Genomic DNA, 17,919 nt, shown 5'->3' with positions numbered 1-17,919 from the left:
CTCAGCGGCCCTGCGGGCGCGGGATCGGGAGTCGGGCCACCAGGTCGAGCACGACCTGTTCGACCGAGCGGCGGCTCAGCTGGGTCTCCGAGGTGGGCAGCAGGCGGTGGGCCAGGACGGGGACGGCGAGCGCCTGGACGTCGTCCGGCAGCACGTAGTCGCGGCCGTCCAGGGCGGCGTGCGCGCGAGCCGCGCGGACCAGGTGCAGGGTGGCCCGGGGGGAGGCGCCGAGGCGCAGTTCGGCGGTGGTGCGGGTGGCGGCGACCAGGTCGACGGCGTAGCGGCGCACCGGGTCGGAGACGTAGACGGTCTTCACCAGCTCGATCAGCTTCAGCAGGTCGGCGGCGTGCGCGACCGGCTGCAGGTCGTCCAGCGGGTTGGCCGCGGAGTGCAGGTCGAGCATCGCGTACTCGGCGTCGGCGCTGGGGTAGCCGATGGAGATCCGGGCCATGAAGCGGTCGCGCTGCGCCTCGGGCAGCGAGTAGGTGCCCTCCATCTCGACCGGGTTCTGGGTGGCGATCACCATGAACGGCGAGGGCAGCTCGTAGGAGGTGCCGTCGATGGTGACCTGGCGCTCCTCCATCGACTCCAGCAGCGCGGACTGGGTCTTCGGCGAGGCGCGGTTGATCTCGTCGCCGACCACGATCTGCGCGAAGATCGCGCCGGGCCGGAACTCGAAGTCCCGCTGGTGCTGGTCGAAGACGTTGGTGCCGGTCACGTCGGACGGCAGCAGGTCCGGGGTGAACTGGATGCGGCGCACCGTGCAGTCCACCGAGCGGGCCAGGGCCTTGGCGAGCATGGTCTTGCCGACGCCGGGCACGTCCTCCAGCAGCAGGTGGCCCTCGGCGAGCATCACGGTCAGCGCGATCCTGACCGCCTCCGGCTTGCCCTCGATCACGCTTTCGACGGACGCCCGGACCCGGTCGACCACCGCCGTCAGCTCCGCCAGCCCGGCCGGCTCCCGGCGGTCGTAGCGCTCCGACTGCGGCTGCTCCGAGCCCTGTCCGTTGATGGTCGTCACCCGTAACGCTCCCATGTGCACAGTCGCCGGGCGGCTGGTTCGAGCCCGGCCCACCCCGAATACTTGGCGCATTCTTCCCTGTCCTCGGGCCAGAAGTCACCCGGCCGGGCGACACGCGAAGGCTGTCCCGGTTTGGGACGAGGAGTGGGTCCGGCCGGTTTCAGTCGATTTCCCGGAGCAGGCCGGTGTGCACGTCGAACACGAAGCCGCGGACGTCCTCGGTGTGCGGGAGGAACGGCGAGGTGCGGACCCGCTGCATGGACTGGCGGACGTCGCCGTCCAGGTCGACGAAGGACTCCACGGCCCACTGCGGGCGCTGCCCGACCTCCAGCTCCAGCTCGCGGCGGAAGTCCTCGGTCAGGCCGAGCAGGCCGCAGCCGGTGTGGTGGATCAGCACCACCGCGCGGGTGCCGAGGGCGCGCTGACTGATGGTCAGCGAGCGGATGGTGTCGTCGGTGACCACGCCGCCCGCGTTGCGGATGATGTGCGCGTCGCCGAGCTCCAGGCCGAGCGCGGCGAACAGGTCGAGCCGGGCGTCCATGCAGGCGACCACGGCGACGTGGCGGACCGGGCGGGCGTCCATGCCGCCGTCCCGGAAGGTCTCGGCGTACGAGCGGTTGGACACCAGGAAGCGCTCGGTCTCGGTGGCCCGCTCGGGGCCGGGGGCAGCTGCCATGGCCAAGACGGTAGTGCGCGCGGGGCCGCCCGGGGAGGATTGCCCGCCCGCTGTGACGCAGCGCACCCGCACCCCGTTGGGGAGGCTTCGCCCCGGTTCGCCCGGCGCGCACCCGAGTTGTCGCGCCCCGGCCCGCACCACTGGCCCGACCTGCGCAAACCGATGCGTCCGCCCGGGTGGTGCGCCGTCGCGGAGCGTTGACTGACGGGGTGTGGGCGATAGGCTGGCGGCGCAGTGGAGCACGGCGGACGGCACCCGGCAACCGGGCGCCCGGCCGGGCTCCGTGCCGGGCCGGCCGGCCCGTACGCAGCCCGCGGCCTCCTCCCGCTCCGTGCCCACCTGGCGCACCTTCCCCGGTGCCGGGCGGTCGCTCCTTCCCCCGAGCGAGCGGGCGGGGACCACGGGCGGCGTGCGGCGGGACCGGCCGGGTGCGGGAGAATGGCCCGGCCACACCGCACCTGAGGAAGGGCCCCGCCGCCGTATGAGTACCGACAGCCCCACCCCCCGGCACGTCCCGGTGATGCTGGAGCGCTGCCTGGACGCCCTCGCCCCGGCGATCTCCGGGCCGGGCGCCGTGGTGGTGGACGCCACCCTCGGCCTGGGCGGCCACAGCGAGGCGCTGCTGACCCGCTTCCCCGAGGTCCGCCTGATCGCCGTCGACCGCGACCCGCAGGCCCTGAAGCTGTCCGGCGAGCGGCTCGCCCCGTTCGGCGACCGGGCCACCCTGGTGCACGCCGTGTACGACGAGATCCCGCGCGTGCTGGACGAGTTGGGCATCCCCGAGGTGCACGGCGTGCTGTTCGACCTGGGCGTCTCCTCGATGCAGCTGGACGAGGCCGACCGCGGCTTCGCCTACGCCCAGGACGCCCCGCTGGACATGCGGATGGACCAGACCCGGGGCATCTCCGCCGCCGAGGTGCTGAACACCTACAGCCACGGCGACCTGGCCCGGATCCTCAAGGTCTACGGCGAGGAGCGGTTCGCCGGGAAGATCGCCTCCGCCGTGCTGCGGGAACGCGAACGGGAACCGTTCAGCACCAGTGCGCGTCTGGTGGAGTTGGTGCGGAACGCCATTCCGGCGGCCACCCGGCGCACCGGCGGCAACCCGGCCAAGCGGACCTTCCAGGCGCTGCGGATCGAGGTCAACGGCGAGCTGGAGGTGCTGGACCGGGCCATCCCCGGCGCGCTGGACGTCCTCGCGGTGGGCGGCCGGATCGTGGTGATGTCCTACCAGTCGCTGGAGGACCGCCTGGTCAAGCAGTACCTCCAGGCCGGTGCCACCTCGACCGCCCCGCCGGGGCTGCCGATCGTCCCGGAGGAGCTCCAGCCCTGGCTGAAACTGCTCACCCGCGGTGCCGAACTGGCCACCGAGGAGGAGATCGAGGAGAACCGGCGCGCCGCGCCCGTACGGCTGCGCGTGGCGGAGAGGATCAGACGGACCCGGAGGTAGCCAGCCGCCGGGAGCAGCGGAGAAGGGGAGTGGAGCGGTGCCGGTGGCCGGCGAGCGGACCCGGGGGAACGTCCCCGGGCAGGGGGGCAGGGCACGGATCACCGTCCGGCCGGGGGCGCGCTCGATGCGGGGGCGCACCCCGTTCGCGGTGCTGGTGGTCGCCCTGCTGTCGGCCGGGCTGCTCGGACTGCTGATGCTCAACACCGCGCTCAACGAGGGCTCGTTCACGCTGTCCCGGCTGAAGAAGCAGACCACCGACGCCACCGACCAGCAGCAGACCCTGCAGCAGCAGATCGCCGAGCAGTCCGCGCCCGACGCGCTGGAGCAGCGCGCCCGCGGCCTCGGCATGGTCCCCGGCGGCGACCCGGCCTTCCTGAACCCCGACGGCAGCGTCACCGGCAAGGCCAAGGCCGCCGAGGACAACCCGCCGGTGCCGCGCTCCAGCGCCGAACCCTGGCAGCGCCCCGGCGGAGCGGCGAGCCCCGCCCCGACCACCAGCCCGGGCGACCCCGGCATCGAGCTGGCCCCCGCCCCGCCCGCGAGCCCGTCCGCGTCCCCGTCGGGCAGCGCCTCGCCCGGGACGCCGCGATGAGCCGCCCGCCCGGCGACGACCCCCGCCCGCGCCGCGCCCCGCAGTCCGGCGGCCGCCCCGCCGCGGGCCGCTCCGAACCGCCGCGCCGCCGGGTCGGCGAACCGCGCCGCACCGCCGACGGCGCCCCGCCGCGCCCGGCCCGGCCACGGGCCGCCGCGGCCGGACACCGCCAGGTCGCCCCGCCGCGCCCCGGCGCCCGGCCGGGCCGCCGCCCGGCGCCGCCGCACCGCCCGACCGCGCCCCGACCGGGTCCGCGGACCATCAGGCTGGCCGACCCGCGCCGTCGGCTGCGGCTGGTGACGGTCAGTCTGCTGCTGGTGTTCGCGATCTTCGCGGGGCGCCTGGTGCAGCTGCAGCTGCTCGACTCGGACGCGCTGGCCGCCGGCGCGGGCGCCAACAAGTACCTGCGGGTGGCGCTGCCCGCCGAGCGCGGCTCGATCACCGCCGCCGACGGTACCGTGCTGGCCACCTCCGTCGACGCGTACGACCTGACCGCCGACCCGACCATGTTCACCCCCGAGGCGACCCACCTGCCGGACGCCCCGGAGCAGGCCGCCGGGCTGCTGGCGCCGATCCTCGGCCAGCCGAAGGAGAAGCTGGCCGAGAAGCTGCACCTGAACAGCAAGAACCCGAAGAGCCAGTACGCACTGCTGATGGCCCGCCAGTCGCCGCAGGTGAAGGGGCAGATCGCCGACCTGAAGGCGCAGCTGACCAAGCAGTCCGACACCGCGGCCTGCCGCGGCCAGCGCCTGCTGCTCGGCAAGCCCGCCGACAAGGGCGGCCGGCAGTTCCTGGACGCCGCCTGCGTGAACCCGCTGGCCGGCCTGTTCTGGGAGCAGTCCACCCGGCGCAGCTACCCGGCCAACGGGCTGGCCGCCAACCTGGTCGGCTTCGTCAACGCGGAGGGCGCCGGCACCGGCGGCCTGGAGCTCCAGTACCAGCAGCTGCTGGCCGGCCAGGACGGCTACGCCACCTACGCCTCCGCGGCGGGCCGCCGGGTCGCCACCGCGGGCGGCAGCCGGGAGGACGCCGTCCCCGGCAGCGACCTGCGGCTGACGGTGAACCCGGACATCCAGTGGGCCGCCCAGCGCGCCATCACCGACCAGGTCAGCAACGCCGGGGCGGAGAAGGGCTACGTGGTGGTCCAGGACGTGCGGACCGGTCAGATCCTGGCGATGGCCACCTCGCCCGGCTTCAACCCGAACGACCTGGCCGCGGCCCGCGCCGACCAGCTGGGCAACGCGGCCCTGCAGGACGCGTACGAGCCGGGCTCCACCGCCAAGCTGATGACCATGGCGGCGGTGCTGGACACCGGGAAGGCCGGCTGGGACACCCACGTCGAGGTGCCGAACACGCTGCAGCGCTCGGACCGGGTGTTCCACGACGACATCGACCACGAGACCTGGTACCTGACGCTGGCCGGCGTGCTCGCCAAGTCCTCCAACATCGGCACCATCGAGGCGGCCGAGCACCTGGGCGCCACCCAGGCCGAGTCCAACAAGGTGCTCGCCGAGTACCTCGACCGGTTCGGCATCGGCAAGCCCTCCGGGCTGGGCTTCCCCGGCGAGACCCGCGGCATCCTGGCCAAGCCGGAGGACTGGAGCGGCTCGCAGCAGTACACCATCCCGTTCGGCCAGGGCCTGTCGGTGAACGCCCTGCAGGCCACCTCGGTGTTCTCCACCATCGCCAACGGCGGCGTGCGGGTCGCCCCCAGCCTGCTGGCCGGCACCACCGGGCCGGACGGCCGGTTCACCCCGGCCGCGGCCGGCGCGCAGACCCGGGTGGTGACGGAACAGACCGCGAAGACGCTGACCGAGATGCTGGAGTCCGTCGTCACCGACGAGCAGGGCACCGGCACCAAGGCGCAGATCCCGGGCTACCGGGTGGCCGGCAAGACCGGCACCGCCAACCGGGTGGACCCGAAGACCGGCAAGTACTCCGGGTACACCGCCTCCTTCATCGGCTTCGCGCCCGCCGACCGGCCCCGGGTGACGGTCTCCTGCGTCATCCAGGACCCGGTCAACGGGCACTTCGGCGGGCAGCTGTGCGGGCCCGTGTTCAAGCAGGTGATGGAGTTCACCCTCAAGACCCTCCAGGTCCCGCCGAGCACCAGCGAGGCACCGAACCTGCCCGTTGACTGGAAACCCTGAGATGAGCGAGACCCCCCGGCGCGATGAGCGCAGTGTGAGCAGCGTCACGGACCAGCAGGCCCGGTTTGGCCCCGGGGGGCGTGGGGCCGATAGCCTTCCGGCCGTGCCGAAACCCGATCAAATCTCCGCGAGTCCGCCCCGACCGAGCCGCACCGCGGCGCTGCCCCTCGCCGAGGCGGCCCGGCTGCTCGGGCTGCCCCCGGTCGAGGGCCCCGAGGTCACCGGCGTCACCCACGACTCCCGGGCGGTCCGGCCCGGCGACGTGTACGTGGCCTTCCCCGGCGCCAACCACCACGGCGCGGCCTTCGCCGCCGGGGCGGCCCGCTCCGGCGCGGTCGCGGTGCTCACCGACCGGGCGGGCGCCGAGCTGGCGGCCGACGCCGGGGTGCCGCTGCTGGTGGTCGACAGCCCGCGCGAGGTGATGGGCGACCTGGCCGCCGCGGTCTACGGGGCGCCCAGCGCGAGCATGCTGATGATCGGTCTGACCGGCACCAACGGCAAGACCACCACCTCCTACCTGGTGGAGGGCGGCCTGCGCGGGGCCGGCCGGCTGCCCGGCGTGATCGGCACCGTGGAGATGCGGGTCGGCGAGGAGCGGATCAAGTCCGAGCGCACCACCCCCGAGGCCACCGACCTGCACGCGGTGCTCGGCGTGATGCACGAGGCCGGCGCGGACTCGGTGGTCATGGAGGTCTCCAGCCACGCGCTGGTGTACGGCCGCACCGACGGCGTGGTCTACGACGTGGCGCTGTTCAACAACCTGACGCCGGAGCACCTCGACTTCCACCCCGACATGGAGGACTACTACCGGGCCAAGGCCCGGCTGTTCGAGGAGGGCAAGGCCCGCCGCGGCGTCGCCAACCGGGACGACTCCTACGGCCGACGGCTGGCCGGCGAGGCCCGGATCCCGATGACCACCTTCTCCGCGGCCGGCGACCCGGCCGCCGACTGGCGCGCCGTCGACGTCCAACTCGGCCCGTCCGGCTCGACCTTCCGGGTCCTCGGCCCGAACGGCGAGCAGGCCGACGCCGCGGTGCCGCTGCCCGGCCCGTTCAACGTCGCCAACGCGCTCGGCGCGATCACCGCGCTGGTCACCGCCGGCGTCCCGCTGGACGCCGCGGTCGCCGGGGTGGCCCGGGTCCCGGGCGTGCCCGGCCGGCTGGAGAAGGTCGAGGCGGGCCAGGCGTACGTCGCCGTCGTCGACTACGCGCACAAGCCGGACGCGCTCAGCGCCGTCCTCGCCTCGCTGCGCGAGGTCACCAAGGGCCGCCTGCACGTGGTGGTCGGCTGCGGCGGCGACCGCGACCCGTACAAGCGCGGCCCGATGGGCGCGATCGCCGCCCGGCTCGCCGACACCGCCGTCCTCACCAGCGACAACCCGCGCTCCGAGGACCCGCTGGCGATCCTCGCCACCATGCTGACCGGCGCCGCCGAGGTCCCGGAGGCAGAACGCGGCGAGGTGCTGGCGGTCCCGGACCGGGCCGAGGCGATCGCGCTGGCGGTGGCCCGGGCGCACGCCGGGGACACCGTGCTGGTGGCCGGCAAGGGCCACGAGCTCGGGCAGTACGTGAAGGGCGAGGTCCGCCCGTTCGACGACCGCGAGGTGCTGCGGGTCGCCATCGAGAAGACAACGGAGGCAGACCGGTGATCGCTCTGACCCTGGCCGAGGCCGCTGCGGCCGTCGGCGGCGCCCTCGACGCGGCCGACCCCGCCGCACGGATCACCGGCGCGGTGGTCACCGACAACCGGCAGATCGAGTCCGGCGGCCTGTTCGTGTGCGTGCGCGGCGAGCGGGTCGACGGCCACGAGTTCGCCGCCAAGGCGGTCGCGGACGGTGCGGTCGCGGTGCTCGCCACCCGCCCCGTCGGCGTGCCCGCGATCCTGGTCGACGACGTGGTGGTGGCGCTCGGCCGGCTCGCCCGTGCCGTGGTCGCCCGGTCCGCCGACGTGCGGATCGTCGCGCTGACCGGCTCGGCCGGCAAGACCTCCACCAAGGACCTGATCGGCCAGCTGCTCACCGAGCACGGCGAGACGGTCTTCCCGGCCGGCTCGCACAACAACGAGATCGGCCACCCGCTGACGGCCCTTCGGATCGCCCCGACGACCCGTCACCTGGTGATGGAGATGGGCGCCCGGCACAAGGGCGACATCGAGTACCTCACCGGCATCACCCCGCCCACCGTCGGACTGGTCCTCAACATCGGCACCGCGCACCTCGGCGAGTTCGGCTCCAAGGAGGCCATCGCCGAGGCCAAGGGCGAGATGGTGGAGGCGCTTTCGGCCGACGGCGTCGCCGTGCTGAACGCCGACGACCCGCTGGTGCGCGCCATGAGCAGCCGCACCAAGGCCCGCGTGGTGCTGTTCGGTGAGAGCCCGGACGCCCACATCCGCGCCACGGATGTTCGCCTGGACGCCACCGGACGGCCACAGTTCACGCTCAGCACCCCGGCCGGTTCCGCACCCGTGCAGCTGCGCCTGTACGGTGAGCACCACGTCTCGAACGCCCTCGCCGCCGCCGCGGTGGCGGTGGAGCTCGGGATGCCCGTCGACCGCGTCGCCGAAGCACTCAGCGAGGCGGGTGCGCTGTCCCGCTGGCGCATGGAGGTGGTCGACCGGGCCGATGGCCTGACCGTCGTCAACGACGCCTACAACGCGAACCCGGAGTCCATGCGGGCCGCGCTGCGGACGCTCGCGACGATGGCCGGCAGGGGCCCGGAGCGCCGCCGCACCTGGGCGGTGCTCGGTGAGATGCGGGAGCTCGGCGAGGACAGCCTCGACGAGCACGACGCCATCGGACGGCTCGCGGTCCGGCTCGACATCACCAAGCTGGTGGCGGTCGGCGGACGCGAGGCGGCCCGGATGGAACTGGGCGCGAGGAACGAAGGTTCGTGGGGTGAGGAGTCGGTGCTGGTGTCCGACGCGGACGCGGCGATCGAGCTGCTGCGCAGTCAGGTGCGGCCGGGGGACGTGGTCCTGGTGAAGGCGTCCCGTTCGGTGGGCCTCGAGAGGGTCGCCGAGGCACTGCTCGCGGACGGTGCCGCGAAGTGAAGCAGATCCTCTTCGCCGGCATGATCGGCCTGGTGCTGACCCTGCTCGGCACCCCCGCCCTGATCAAGCTGCTCGCCCGGCACGGCTACGGCCAGTACATCCGCGACGACGGCCCGAAGGCGCACCACAGCAAGAAGGGCACGCCCACCATGGGCGGCATCGCCTTCATCCTGGCGACCCTGATCGCGTACTTCGCCACCAAGGCGATAACGGGCGAGTCGCCCACCGCCTCCGGCCTGCTGGTGCTGTTCCTGACCGCGGGCATGGGCCTGGTCGGCTTCCTGGACGACTACATCAAGGTGGTCAAGCGCCGCTCGCTGGGCCTGCGGGCCAAGGCGAAGCTGCTCGGCCAGTCCTTCGTCGCCCTCGCCTTCGCCGTCCTGGCACTGCAGTTCAGCGACAGCCGCGGCCTGACCCCGGCGTCCACCAGCCTGTCCTTCGTGCAGGACTTCAAGTGGGCGATCGGCCCCGTGCTGTTCGTCATCTTCGCGTACTTCATGATCGCCGCGATGTCGAACGGCGTGAACCTGACGGACGGTCTGGACGGCCTCGCCACCGGCGCCTCGGTGATGGTCTTCGGCGCCTACACCTTCATCGGACTGTGGGAGCACGGCCAGAACTGCGCCTACGCGATCAAGGCCACCGCCTCCTGCTACGACGTCCGCGACCCGCTGGACCTGGCCGTGGTCGCCGCCGCCCTGATGGGCTCCTGCTTCGGCTTCCTGTGGTGGAACACCTCGCCCGCCAAGATCTTCATGGGCGACACCGGCTCGCTGGCCCTCGGCGGCGCGCTGGCCGGCCTCGCCGTGGTCTCCCGCACCGAGCTGCTGCTCGCCGTCCTCGGCGGCCTGTTCGTGATCATCACCCTTTCGGTGATCATCCAGGTCGGCTCGTTCCGGATGACCGGCAAGCGCGTTTTCAAGATGGCGCCGCTCCAGCACCACTTCGAACTCAAGGGCTGGAGCGAAGTCCTGATCGTGGTGCGGTTCTGGATCATCCAGGGACTCTGCGTCGCCGTCGGACTCGGACTCTTCTACGCGGGATGGGTGACCGGATGACGAACCCCGAGTGGGCCGGCCTGCCGGTCGTGGTGGCCGGCCTCGGCCTGTCCGGGATCAGCGCCGCCCGGGTCCTGCACGGACTCGGCGCGCACGTCACCGTCGTCGACGGCGGTGACGGCCCCGGCCTCAAGGCCAAGGCCGACACGCTCGCCGAACAGGGCGTCGGCGTCCGCCTCGGCGACGGCGAGAGCCTCCCCTCGGGTACCCGACTGATCGTCACCTCGCCCGGCTGGGCCCCGGACAGCCCGCTGTTCGCGGCCGCCGCCGAGGCCGGGGTGCCGGTCTGGGGCGACGTCGAACTCGCCTGGCGGCTGCGCACCCCGCACCCCGCCACCGGCGAGCCCGCGCCCTGGCTGGCCGTGACCGGCACCAACGGCAAGACCACCACCGTCCAGATGCTGGCGTCCATCCTCGCCGCCGCCGGCCGGCGCACCGCCGCCGTCGGCAACGTCGGCGTCCCGGTGCTGGACGCCGTCCTCGCCGAGGAGCCCTACGACGTCCTCGCGGTCGAACTCTCCAGCTACCAGCTGCACTGGGCGCCCTCGCTGCGGGTGCACTCCGGCGCCGTGCTCAACCTGGCCCCGGACCACCTGGACTGGCACGGCTCGATGGAGGCCTACGCCGCCGACAAGGGCCGGATCTACGAGGGCAACCAGGTCGCCTGCGTCTACAACCTGGCCGACCCCGCCACCGAGGCGCTGGTCCGCGAGGCCGACGTCGAGGAGGGCTGCCGGGCGATCGGCTTCGGCCTGGACGCCCCCGCCGTCTCCAACCTCGGCGTCGTCGACGGCCTGCTGGTCGACCGCGCCTTCGTCGCCGACCGCGACAAGGCCGCCGCCGAACTCGGCTCGGTCGCCGACGTCAACCCGCCGGCGCCGCACAACATCGCCAACGCCCTCGCCGCCGCCGCCCTCGCCCGCGCCTACGGGGTCGACGCCAAGGCCGTCCGCGACGGGCTGCGCGCCTTCACCCCCGACGCCCACCGGATCGCGCACGTGGCCGAGGTCGACGGCGTGATCTACGTGGACGACTCCAAGGCCACCAACACCCACGCCACCGCCGCCTCGCTCGCCGCGTACCGTCCGGTGGTCTGGATCGCCGGCGGCCTCGCCAAGGGCGCCACCTTCGACGAGCTGGTGGCCGGCGCCGCCGACCGGCTCCGGGCCGCCGTCCTGATCGGCCAGGACCGCGAGTTGATCCGCGAGGCACTGCGGCGACACGCCCCGGAAGTCCCGGTCTTCGAGCCCGCCCCGGGCCAGACTGGCGCCGAGGCGATGACCGAGATCGTCCGCGCGGCGGCCGCCGCCGCGAAGCCGGGCGACACCGTCCTGCTCGCCCCCGCCTGCGCCTCGATGGACATGTTCACCAACTACGGTGAACGCGGCGACCTGTTCGCCGCCGCCGTCCGGGCACTCTGAGCGGACCGGCAGGCCCGAGAACCGCGATGTGACGGCAAGTCATCGCCCTGGAGGTTGTGCGGTGCCCACGAGCGAGAAACCGCCGCAGGAACGTCTGCAGCTGATCTCGGCGACCACGACCACCTTCAAGTCGGCCGGCCCCGTGGCCCGGTTCCGGGCCGCGCGGGAGCGGTTCGGGTACCTGATGGCCCGTCCGCTGACGCCGTACTACCTGATCCTCGGTTCGGCGCTGCTGCTGGTCGTGCTCGGCCTGGTGATGGTGTTCTCCGCCTCGCAGAGCGTGGTGGTGGACTACGGCCTGCCGATGACGTTCTTCTTCCGCAAGCAGCTGATCGCCCTGCTGCTGGGCGGCGCGATCGCCGTCGCCCTGACCCGGGCCCCGATCCGGGCGCTGCGCACCGCCGTGTACCCGCTGCTGTTCGGCGTGGTGGGCGCGCTGGTGCTGGTGACCATCCCGGGCGTGGGCGTCCGGATCAACGGCAACCGGAACTGGATCAGCCTGGGCTTCTTCCAGATCCAGCCGTCCGAGTTCGCGAAGCTCGCCCTGCTGCTGTGGGCCGCGGACCTGCTGGCCCGCAAGCAGCGCACCCACACCCTGGACCAGTGGAAGCACCTGCTGATCCCGCTGGTGCCGGGCACCGTGGTGCTGATGATGCTGATCATGATCGGCGGCGACATGGGCACCACCATGGTGCTGATCGCCATGCTGTTCGGCCTGCTGTGGATGGTCGGCGCGCCGCTGCGGCTGTTCGCCGCGACGCTGGGCATCGCCGTGGTCGCCTGCACCGCGCTGATCATCACCGTGCCGCACCGCCTGGGCCGGCTGGCCTGCGTGGGCGTCACCAAGCCGGACCCCAACCTGGACTGCTTCCAGGCGCTGCACGGCCTGTACGCCCTGGCAGCGGGCGGACCGTTCGGGTCCGGACTGGGCGCCGGCGTCGAGAAGTGGGGGCAACTCCCGGAGGCGCACACCGACTTCATCTTCGCCGCGACCGGCGAGGAACTGGGACTGGTGGGGACGCTGTCGGTGCTCGCGCTCTTCGCGGCACTAGGCTACGCGGGTATCCGAGTGGCCCTCGGCACCAAGGACCCGTTCGTGCGGTACGCGGCGGGCGCCGCCACCACGTGGATCATGGCTCAGGCCGTGGTCAACCTGGGGTCGGCGCTGGGACTCCTGCCCATCGCGGGCGTCCCGCTGCCGCTGTTCTCGTACGGCGGTTCCGCGATGCTGTCGGCCATGTGCGCCATCGGGTTGCTGCTGTGCTTCGCGCGCAGCACCCCGGCGGCGAAGGCAGCGCTGGCTGCCCGGCCCCGCAGATGGCGAAAAGGGGCCAACTCCCGGTTCGGGTCCGTCCTGGACCGGGTGCTGCCAGGTAGGAAAACCACAGCGCGCAAGGCCGCCCGGCCGCCGCGCAGGGAGCGGTGAATTTCGGTGCATGTCGTACTCGCCGGCGGCGGGACCGCCGGTCACATCGAGCCGGCCATGGCGCTCGCGGACGCGCTGCGCAGGCACGACCCGTCCGTCGGGATCACCGCTCTCGGCACCGAGCGCGGCCTGGAGACCCGGCTGGTCCCGGAGCGCGGCTACGAGCTGGCGCTGATCCCGGCCGTGCCGCTGCCCCGCAAGCCCACCCCGGAACTGATCACCGTCCCGGGCCGGCTGCGCGGCACCGTGCGTGCCGCCCAGCAGGTCATCGAGCGGGTGAACGCGGACGTGGTGGTCGGCTTCGGCGGCTACGTCGCGATGCCCGCCTACCTGGCGGCCAAGCGGGCCGGCGTGCCGATCGTGGTGCACGAGGCGAACGCCCGCCCGGGCCTGGCCAACAAGATCGGCGCCCGCTACAGCGACTTCGTGGCGGTCTCCACCCCGGACTCCAAGCTGCGCGACTCCCGGTACATCGGCATCCCGCTGCGCCGCACCATCGCCACCCTGGACCGCGGCACCGTCCGCCCCGAGGCCCGGCACTACTTCGGCCTGGACCAGCGGCTGCCCACCCTGCTGGTGTCCGGCGGCTCGCAGGGCGCCCGCCGGCTGAACGAGACGGTGCAGGCGATCGCGCCCCGGCTCCAGCAGTACGGGGTGCAGATCCTGCACGCGGTCGGCCCGAAGAACGAGCTGCCGACCATCGACGACATCCCGGGCATGCCGCCGTACCGGGCGGTGCCGTACCTGGACCGGATGGACCTGGCCTACGCGGCGGCCGACATGATGCTCTGCCGGGCCGGCGCGATGACGGTCGCCGAGCTGGCCGCGGTCGGCCTGCCGGCCGCGTTCGTGCCGCTGCCGATCGGCAACGGCGAGCAGCGGCTGAACGCCCAGCCGATGGTGAAGGCGGGCGGCGGCCTGCTGGTCGACGACGCCGACCTGACCACGGACTGGGTGCTGAAGAACGTCCTGCCGGTGCTCACCGACCCGGCCCGGCTGTGGGAGATGTCGCGCTCGGCCGCCGAGTTCGGCCGCCGGGACGCCGACGACCTGCTGGTGCAGATGGTGTACGAGGCGATCGAGGCCGCCCGCGGCGGCCGGCGTCGTGGCTGACGAGGAGTACGAGGAGGAGCTCGGGGAGGACGGCGACGAGGCCCGTCCGCCCCGGCTCCGGCTGTCCAGGCGGGGCGTCGTGGTGCTGGTGGCGCTGGGCGCGCTGCTGGTCGGCAGCCTCGCCTGGACGGTGTTCTTCTCCTCCGCGCTGGACGTCCGCCGGGTCGCCGTCCAGGGCCTGGACTCCGGCCGGCTCACCCAGGACGAGGTCGAGCGGGCGCTGGGCGCCACCGCGCGCGGCCCGCTGGCCCGGGTCGACCTGGACCGGGCCCGCGCCGAGGTGGCGAAGGTGCCCCGGGTGGCGCAGGTCGAGGTCTGGCGCGGCTGGCCGCACACCCTCCGCGTCAAGGTGACGGAACGCCGGGCGGTGGCCGCGGTCCGGGCCGACGACGGCCGCTTCGTCCAGGTCGACGCCCAGGGTGTGGAGTTCGCCACCGAACCCCAACCCCCCTCCGGCGTCCCCGTGGTGGCCCTCCAGCTGGCCCAGCCCGCGCTGGACGCCCTCCCCGTCATCGACCGCCCCGCCCTGGTCCGCTCGGCCGTCACGGTCGCCGCCGGCCTCCCTCCGGACGTCGCCAAGCAGGCCGGTTCGCTCACGGTCTACTCCTACGACGACATCCGCCTCCAACTCGCCTCCGGCGCCACGGTCCGCTGGGGCAGCGCGGAGGACACGCCGCGCAAGTCGCGGGTGTTGACCGCACTGCTCGGTCGGAAAGCGTCGAATTACGACGTGAGTGCGCCGGATGCCCCGGCCGTGTCGGGTTGATCCGGTAAGTTCTGTACCGGGGGGCGGTATTGACGGAGTCGCGGCTCCGGTCCGACCCTTGGTGGTCACCCCGGTTTCACCGGGGGGTCGATGATCACATAGGCTCAAAAGAAAAAGGGAAGCTCGGCGTGTTCGTTGAAACACGCGCCGGTTGCGACCTACTGTCCTGTGTCAACGAGCTGTGCTCGACACCGAGGTGACACGGGCACAGCCATAACCCTCAACCTCAAGTTTAGGGTTCGGGTTGGAACCACGTGCTTCCCACCCATCGACATCCGTCGGCCTTCGTATCCATGGGGAGCCGACCCGGAAATTCGAGGCGAGAGGCCCCGACGTGGCAGCACCCCAGAATTACCTCGCGGTCATCAAGGTCGTCGGCATCGGCGGCGGCGGAGTCAACGCCATCAACCGGATGATCGAGGTCGGGCTCAAGGGCGTCGAATTCATCGCGATCAACACCGACGCCCAGGCGCTGCTGATGAGCGACGCCGACGTGAAGCTCGACGTCGGCCGGGAGCTCACCCGCGGCCTCGGCGCCGGCGCCAACCCCGAGGTCGGCCGGAAGGCCGCCGAGGACCACCGGGAGGAGATCGAGGAGGTCCTCAAGGGGGCCGACATGGTCTTCGTGACGGCCGGCGAGGGCGGCGGCACCGGCACCGGCGGCGCGCCGGTGGTGGCCAACATCGCCCGCTCGCTCGGCGCGCTCACCATCGGCGTGGTCACCCGCCCGTTCACCTTCGAGGGCCGCCGCCGCGCCAACCAGGCCGAGGACGGCATCGCCAGCCTGCGCGAGCAGGTCGACACCCTGATCGTCATCCCGAACGACCGACTGCTGTCGATCTCCGACCGCCAGGTCTCGGTGCTGGACGCGTTCCGCTCGGCGGACCAGGTGCTGCTCTCCGGTGTGCAGGGCATCACCGACCTGATCACCACCCCCGGCCTGATCAACCTGGACTTCGCCGACGTCAAGTCGGTGATGTCGGACGCCGGTTCGGCGCTGATGGGCATCGGCTCGGCGCGCGGCGAGGACCGTGCCAAGGCCGCCGCGGTGATGGCGATCTCCTCGCCGCTGCTGGAGGCGTCCATCGACGGCGCCCGCGGCGTGCTGCTCTCCATCTCCGGCGGCTCCGACCTCGGCCTGTTCGAGATCAACGAGGCGGCCCAGCTGGTCAGCGAGGCGGCCCACCCGGAGGCGAACATCATCTTCGGCGCGGTCATCGACGACGCGCTCGGCGACGAGGTCCGGGTCACCGTGATCGCGGCCGGCTTCGACGGCGGCCAGCCGCCGGCGATCGTGCGCGAGCCGGTGGTGAAGTCGGCGTCCGCCGCGGCCGCCCCCGCCGCCGCCCCGGAGCGCCCGGCGACCCGCCCGTCCTACGGCACGATCGGCTCGGTCACCCGCGCCGACGAGCCGTCCCGCGCCGCCGAGGCCCCGGCCCCGTCGACCGCGACCGCGCCGCCGGTGCCGCCGCAGGTGCAGCCCGTCCGGCAGCCGTACGTCGAGAGCCCCGCCGAGGAGCTCGACGTGCCGGACTTCCTGAAGTGATCAGTACGGCCTTTCGCAACGGTGCTCACTTCGCCTCCACCACCCGGTGGGGCGGGGTGAGCACCTCGCCGTACGGGGAGCTGAACCTCGGGGGCGCGGTGGGGGATTCGCCCGAAGCCGTCAAGCAGAACCGTTTCTTCACCGCCCGGCAGCTGGGACTGGATCCGGCCGATGTGGTCTGGATGAACCAGGTGCACGGCGCCGAGGTCGCGGTGGTGACGGAGCGCCAGCCCGAGGGCACCGCCCCGACGGTGGACGCCGTGGTCACCGACCGCCCGCTGGCCCTCGCGGTGCTCACCGCGGACTGCACCCCGGTGCTGCTGGCCGATCCGGCCGCCGGAGTGGTCGGCGCGGCGCACGCCGGCCGCCCGGGCCTGGCCGCCGGGGTGGTCCCCGCCGTGGTGGCCGCGATGCGCCAACTCGGCGCCCGCCCCGAGCGGATCCTCGCCGCCACCGGCCCCGCGGTCTGCGGCCGCTGCTACGAGGTGCCGGACGCGATGCGCGCCGAGGTCGCGAGGACCGTCCCGGCCGCGTACGCCGAGACCTCCTGGGGCACACCCGCGCTGGACGTGCCGGCCGGGGTCGCCGCGCAGCTCGCCGAGGCGGGCGTGCACGATGTGGTGCGATCGTCTGTCTGCACCCTCGAATCACCGGACCACTACTCCTACCGCAGGGAGCAGCGGACCGGCCGACTCGCCAGCTACGTCTGGCTGGGGCCTCCACACTCATGACGAACGACATCTACGGGCCGTTCCCGGGCGACTCCGCCTTCGCGGCCGCCCTGACGGACGCTCAGCGGGCCCGCTTCGAGCAGCTCGGCGCCAACCTCGACGTGGTCGAGCGCCGGATCGCCGACGCCTGCGCCGCGGCGGGCCGCTCGCGCGAGGAGGTCACCCTGATCGTGGTGACCAAGACCTACCCCGCCGAGGACACCGCCCTGCTGGCCGGACTCGGCGTCAGCGACGTCGCGGAGAACCGCGACCAGGACGCCGCGCCCAAGGCCGAGCAGTGCGTGAACCTCCCGCTGACCTGGCACTTCGTCGGACAGCTGCAGACCAACAAGGCCCGCTCGGTGGTCCGTTACGCGGACCTGGTGCACTCGGTGGACCGGGAGCGCCTGGTCGACTCGCTGGCCGCCGCGGTCCGCAGCGCCGAACGCCCGCCGCTGGGCTGCCTGGTGCAGGTCGCCCTCGACAAGGAGGCCGGGGAGGGGGAGCACCGCGCGGGGGTCGCCCCGTCCGAGGTGCTCGCGCTGGCCGACCGGATCGCCGACACGCCCGGGCTGCGCCTGGACGGTGTGATGACGGTCGCACCGCTGGCCGGCCCGCTCGCGGGAGACCCCGCGCGCGCCTTCGCGCGCCTTGCGGAAATCGCAAGCGCCGTACGCGCGGCCCATCCGGCTGCCACGATGGTTTCGGCAGGGATGAGCGGGGATTTGGAGCAGGCCATCGCCACCGGAGCGACACATGTACGCGTCGGTACGGCGGTGCTCGGAGTGCGGTCACCGCTCGGGTAACGTCACCGAGTAAGTAGATCAGACTGCAGGACAAAATAGGACAGAACCTAGCAGATGATCAGTCTGCTGGTAAACCGTGGATCGCATCCGAGCGCACACCTCCGCGGTCTGACGGACCGTCGGCCTGACAGGTCGT

General features: G+C 73.2%; 15 protein-coding genes. 13 read left to right on the top strand and 2 right to left on the bottom strand.

From position 1 onward, the window contains the following. Position 1: 1 nt before the first annotated feature. Together BX266_RS09735 and BX266_RS09730 are read right to left on the bottom strand one after the other, a co-directional pair. A complete protein-coding gene (locus BX266_RS09735) occupies positions 2-1,021 on the bottom strand; it encodes a MoxR family ATPase (protein WP_259464630.1) in 1,020 nt (339 codons plus the stop codon). Positions 1,022-1,181: 160 nt separating this feature from the next. After that, the gene (locus tag BX266_RS09730) at positions 1,182-1,697 is read right to left on the bottom strand and encodes a carbonic anhydrase (RefSeq protein ID WP_099898508.1); all 516 of its coding nucleotides are present in this window, start codon (positions 1,695-1,697) and stop codon (positions 1,182-1,184) included. Between the two features lie 481 nt (positions 1,698-2,178). On the opposite strand from BX266_RS09730, the gene rsmH reads away from it, so the two are divergent. The 13 genes from rsmH to BX266_RS09665 all read left to right on the top strand — a co-directional run bounded on the left by rsmH (position 2,179) and on the right by BX266_RS09665 (position 17,783). After that, positions 2,179-3,147 carry a 16S rRNA (cytosine(1402)-N(4))-methyltransferase RsmH gene (rsmH, locus tag BX266_RS09725; protein ID WP_099898507.1) on the top strand — a complete coding sequence of 323 codons (969 nt, stop codon included), beginning with the start codon at positions 2,179-2,181 and terminating at the stop codon, positions 3,145-3,147. 124 nt (positions 3,148-3,271) lie between these two features. Then, on the top strand, positions 3,272-3,739 hold the full coding sequence (locus BX266_RS09720) for a cell division protein FtsL (RefSeq protein WP_259464629.1): 468 nt from the start codon (positions 3,272-3,274) through the stop codon (positions 3,737-3,739). Continuing rightward, on the top strand, positions 3,736-5,889 hold the full coding sequence (locus tag BX266_RS09715; RefSeq protein ID WP_099898505.1) for a penicillin-binding protein 2: 2,154 nt from the start codon (positions 3,736-3,738) through the stop codon (positions 5,887-5,889). Before BX266_RS09720 ends, BX266_RS09715 begins: the two co-directional genes overlap by 4 nt. Positions 5,890-5,992: 103 nt before the next feature. Further along, entirely contained in the window at positions 5,993-7,537 is a 1,545-nt protein-coding gene (locus BX266_RS09710) for a UDP-N-acetylmuramoyl-L-alanyl-D-glutamate--2,6-diaminopimelate ligase (protein ID WP_099898504.1), read from the top strand. Continuing rightward, complete coding sequence (gene murF / locus BX266_RS09705) at positions 7,534-8,937, top strand: UDP-N-acetylmuramoyl-tripeptide--D-alanyl-D-alanine ligase (protein WP_099898503.1); 1,404 nt, start codon at positions 7,534-7,536, stop codon at positions 8,935-8,937. The genes BX266_RS09710 and murF overlap by 4 nt, the downstream gene beginning before the upstream one ends. Next, complete coding sequence (gene mraY / locus BX266_RS09700) at positions 8,934-9,995, top strand: phospho-N-acetylmuramoyl-pentapeptide-transferase (protein WP_099898502.1); 1,062 nt, start codon at positions 8,934-8,936, stop codon at positions 9,993-9,995. The genes murF and mraY overlap by 4 nt, the downstream gene beginning before the upstream one ends. Beyond that, a complete protein-coding gene (murD, locus tag BX266_RS09695) occupies positions 9,992-11,416 on the top strand; it encodes a UDP-N-acetylmuramoyl-L-alanine--D-glutamate ligase (RefSeq protein WP_099898501.1) in 1,425 nt (474 codons plus the stop codon). Before mraY ends, murD begins: the two co-directional genes overlap by 4 nt. A 61-nt stretch (positions 11,417-11,477) precedes the next feature. After that, complete coding sequence (gene ftsW / locus BX266_RS09690) at positions 11,478-12,842, top strand: putative lipid II flippase FtsW (protein ID WP_099898500.1); 1,365 nt, start codon at positions 11,478-11,480, stop codon at positions 12,840-12,842. Positions 12,843-12,848: 6 nt separating this feature from the next. Next, positions 12,849-13,955 (top strand): undecaprenyldiphospho-muramoylpentapeptide beta-N-acetylglucosaminyltransferase, encoded by a 1,107-nt coding sequence (gene murG, locus BX266_RS09685; protein ID WP_099898499.1) that lies wholly within the window; start codon positions 12,849-12,851, stop codon positions 13,953-13,955. Beyond that, positions 13,948-14,721, top strand: coding sequence for a cell division protein FtsQ/DivIB (locus BX266_RS09680; RefSeq protein WP_099898498.1), 774 nt, complete (start codon positions 13,948-13,950; stop codon positions 14,719-14,721). Before murG ends, BX266_RS09680 begins: the two co-directional genes overlap by 8 nt. A 334-nt stretch (positions 14,722-15,055) precedes the next feature. Continuing rightward, positions 15,056-16,267: a cell division protein FtsZ gene (gene ftsZ / locus BX266_RS09675; protein WP_099898497.1), complete on the top strand. Its 1,212-nt coding sequence runs from the start codon at positions 15,056-15,058 to the stop codon at positions 16,265-16,267. After that, positions 16,264-16,998, top strand: coding sequence for a peptidoglycan editing factor PgeF (gene pgeF, locus BX266_RS09670; protein WP_099898496.1), 735 nt, complete (start codon positions 16,264-16,266; stop codon positions 16,996-16,998). Before ftsZ ends, pgeF begins: the two co-directional genes overlap by 4 nt. Then, positions 16,995-17,783, top strand: coding sequence for a YggS family pyridoxal phosphate-dependent enzyme (locus BX266_RS09665; protein WP_399169329.1), 789 nt, complete (start codon positions 16,995-16,997; stop codon positions 17,781-17,783). The genes pgeF and BX266_RS09665 overlap by 4 nt, the downstream gene beginning before the upstream one ends. The last annotated feature ends 136 nt before the right edge of the window (positions 17,784-17,919 follow it).

This window comes from Streptomyces sp. TLI_171 (assembly GCF_003610255.1).
Taxonomy (GTDB): domain Bacteria; phylum Actinomycetota; class Actinomycetes; order Streptomycetales; family Streptomycetaceae; genus Kitasatospora.
Note: the sequence above shows the minus strand (reverse complement) of the source record. Positions and strands in the feature narration are given on the sequence as shown.

Bases quoted from the DNA above. Each gene is read 5' to 3' on its own strand.
- BX266_RS09730 (WP_099898508.1), bottom strand. From the start codon at position 1,697: ATGGCAGCTGCCCCCGGCCCCGAGCGGGCCACCGAGACCGAGCGCTTC.
- rsmH (WP_099898507.1), top strand. From the start codon at position 2,179: ATGAGTACCGACAGCCCCACCCCCCGGCACGTCCCGGTGATGCTGGAG.
- BX266_RS09720 (WP_259464629.1), top strand. From the start codon at position 3,272: ATGCGGGGGCGCACCCCGTTCGCGGTGCTGGTGGTCGCCCTGCTGTCG.
- BX266_RS09715 (WP_099898505.1), top strand. From the start codon at position 3,736: ATGAGCCGCCCGCCCGGCGACGACCCCCGCCCGCGCCGCGCCCCGCAG.
- murD (WP_099898501.1), top strand. From the start codon at position 9,992: ATGACGAACCCCGAGTGGGCCGGCCTGCCGGTCGTGGTGGCCGGCCTC.
- BX266_RS09665 (WP_399169329.1), top strand. From the start codon at position 16,995: ATGACGAACGACATCTACGGGCCGTTCCCGGGCGACTCCGCCTTCGCG.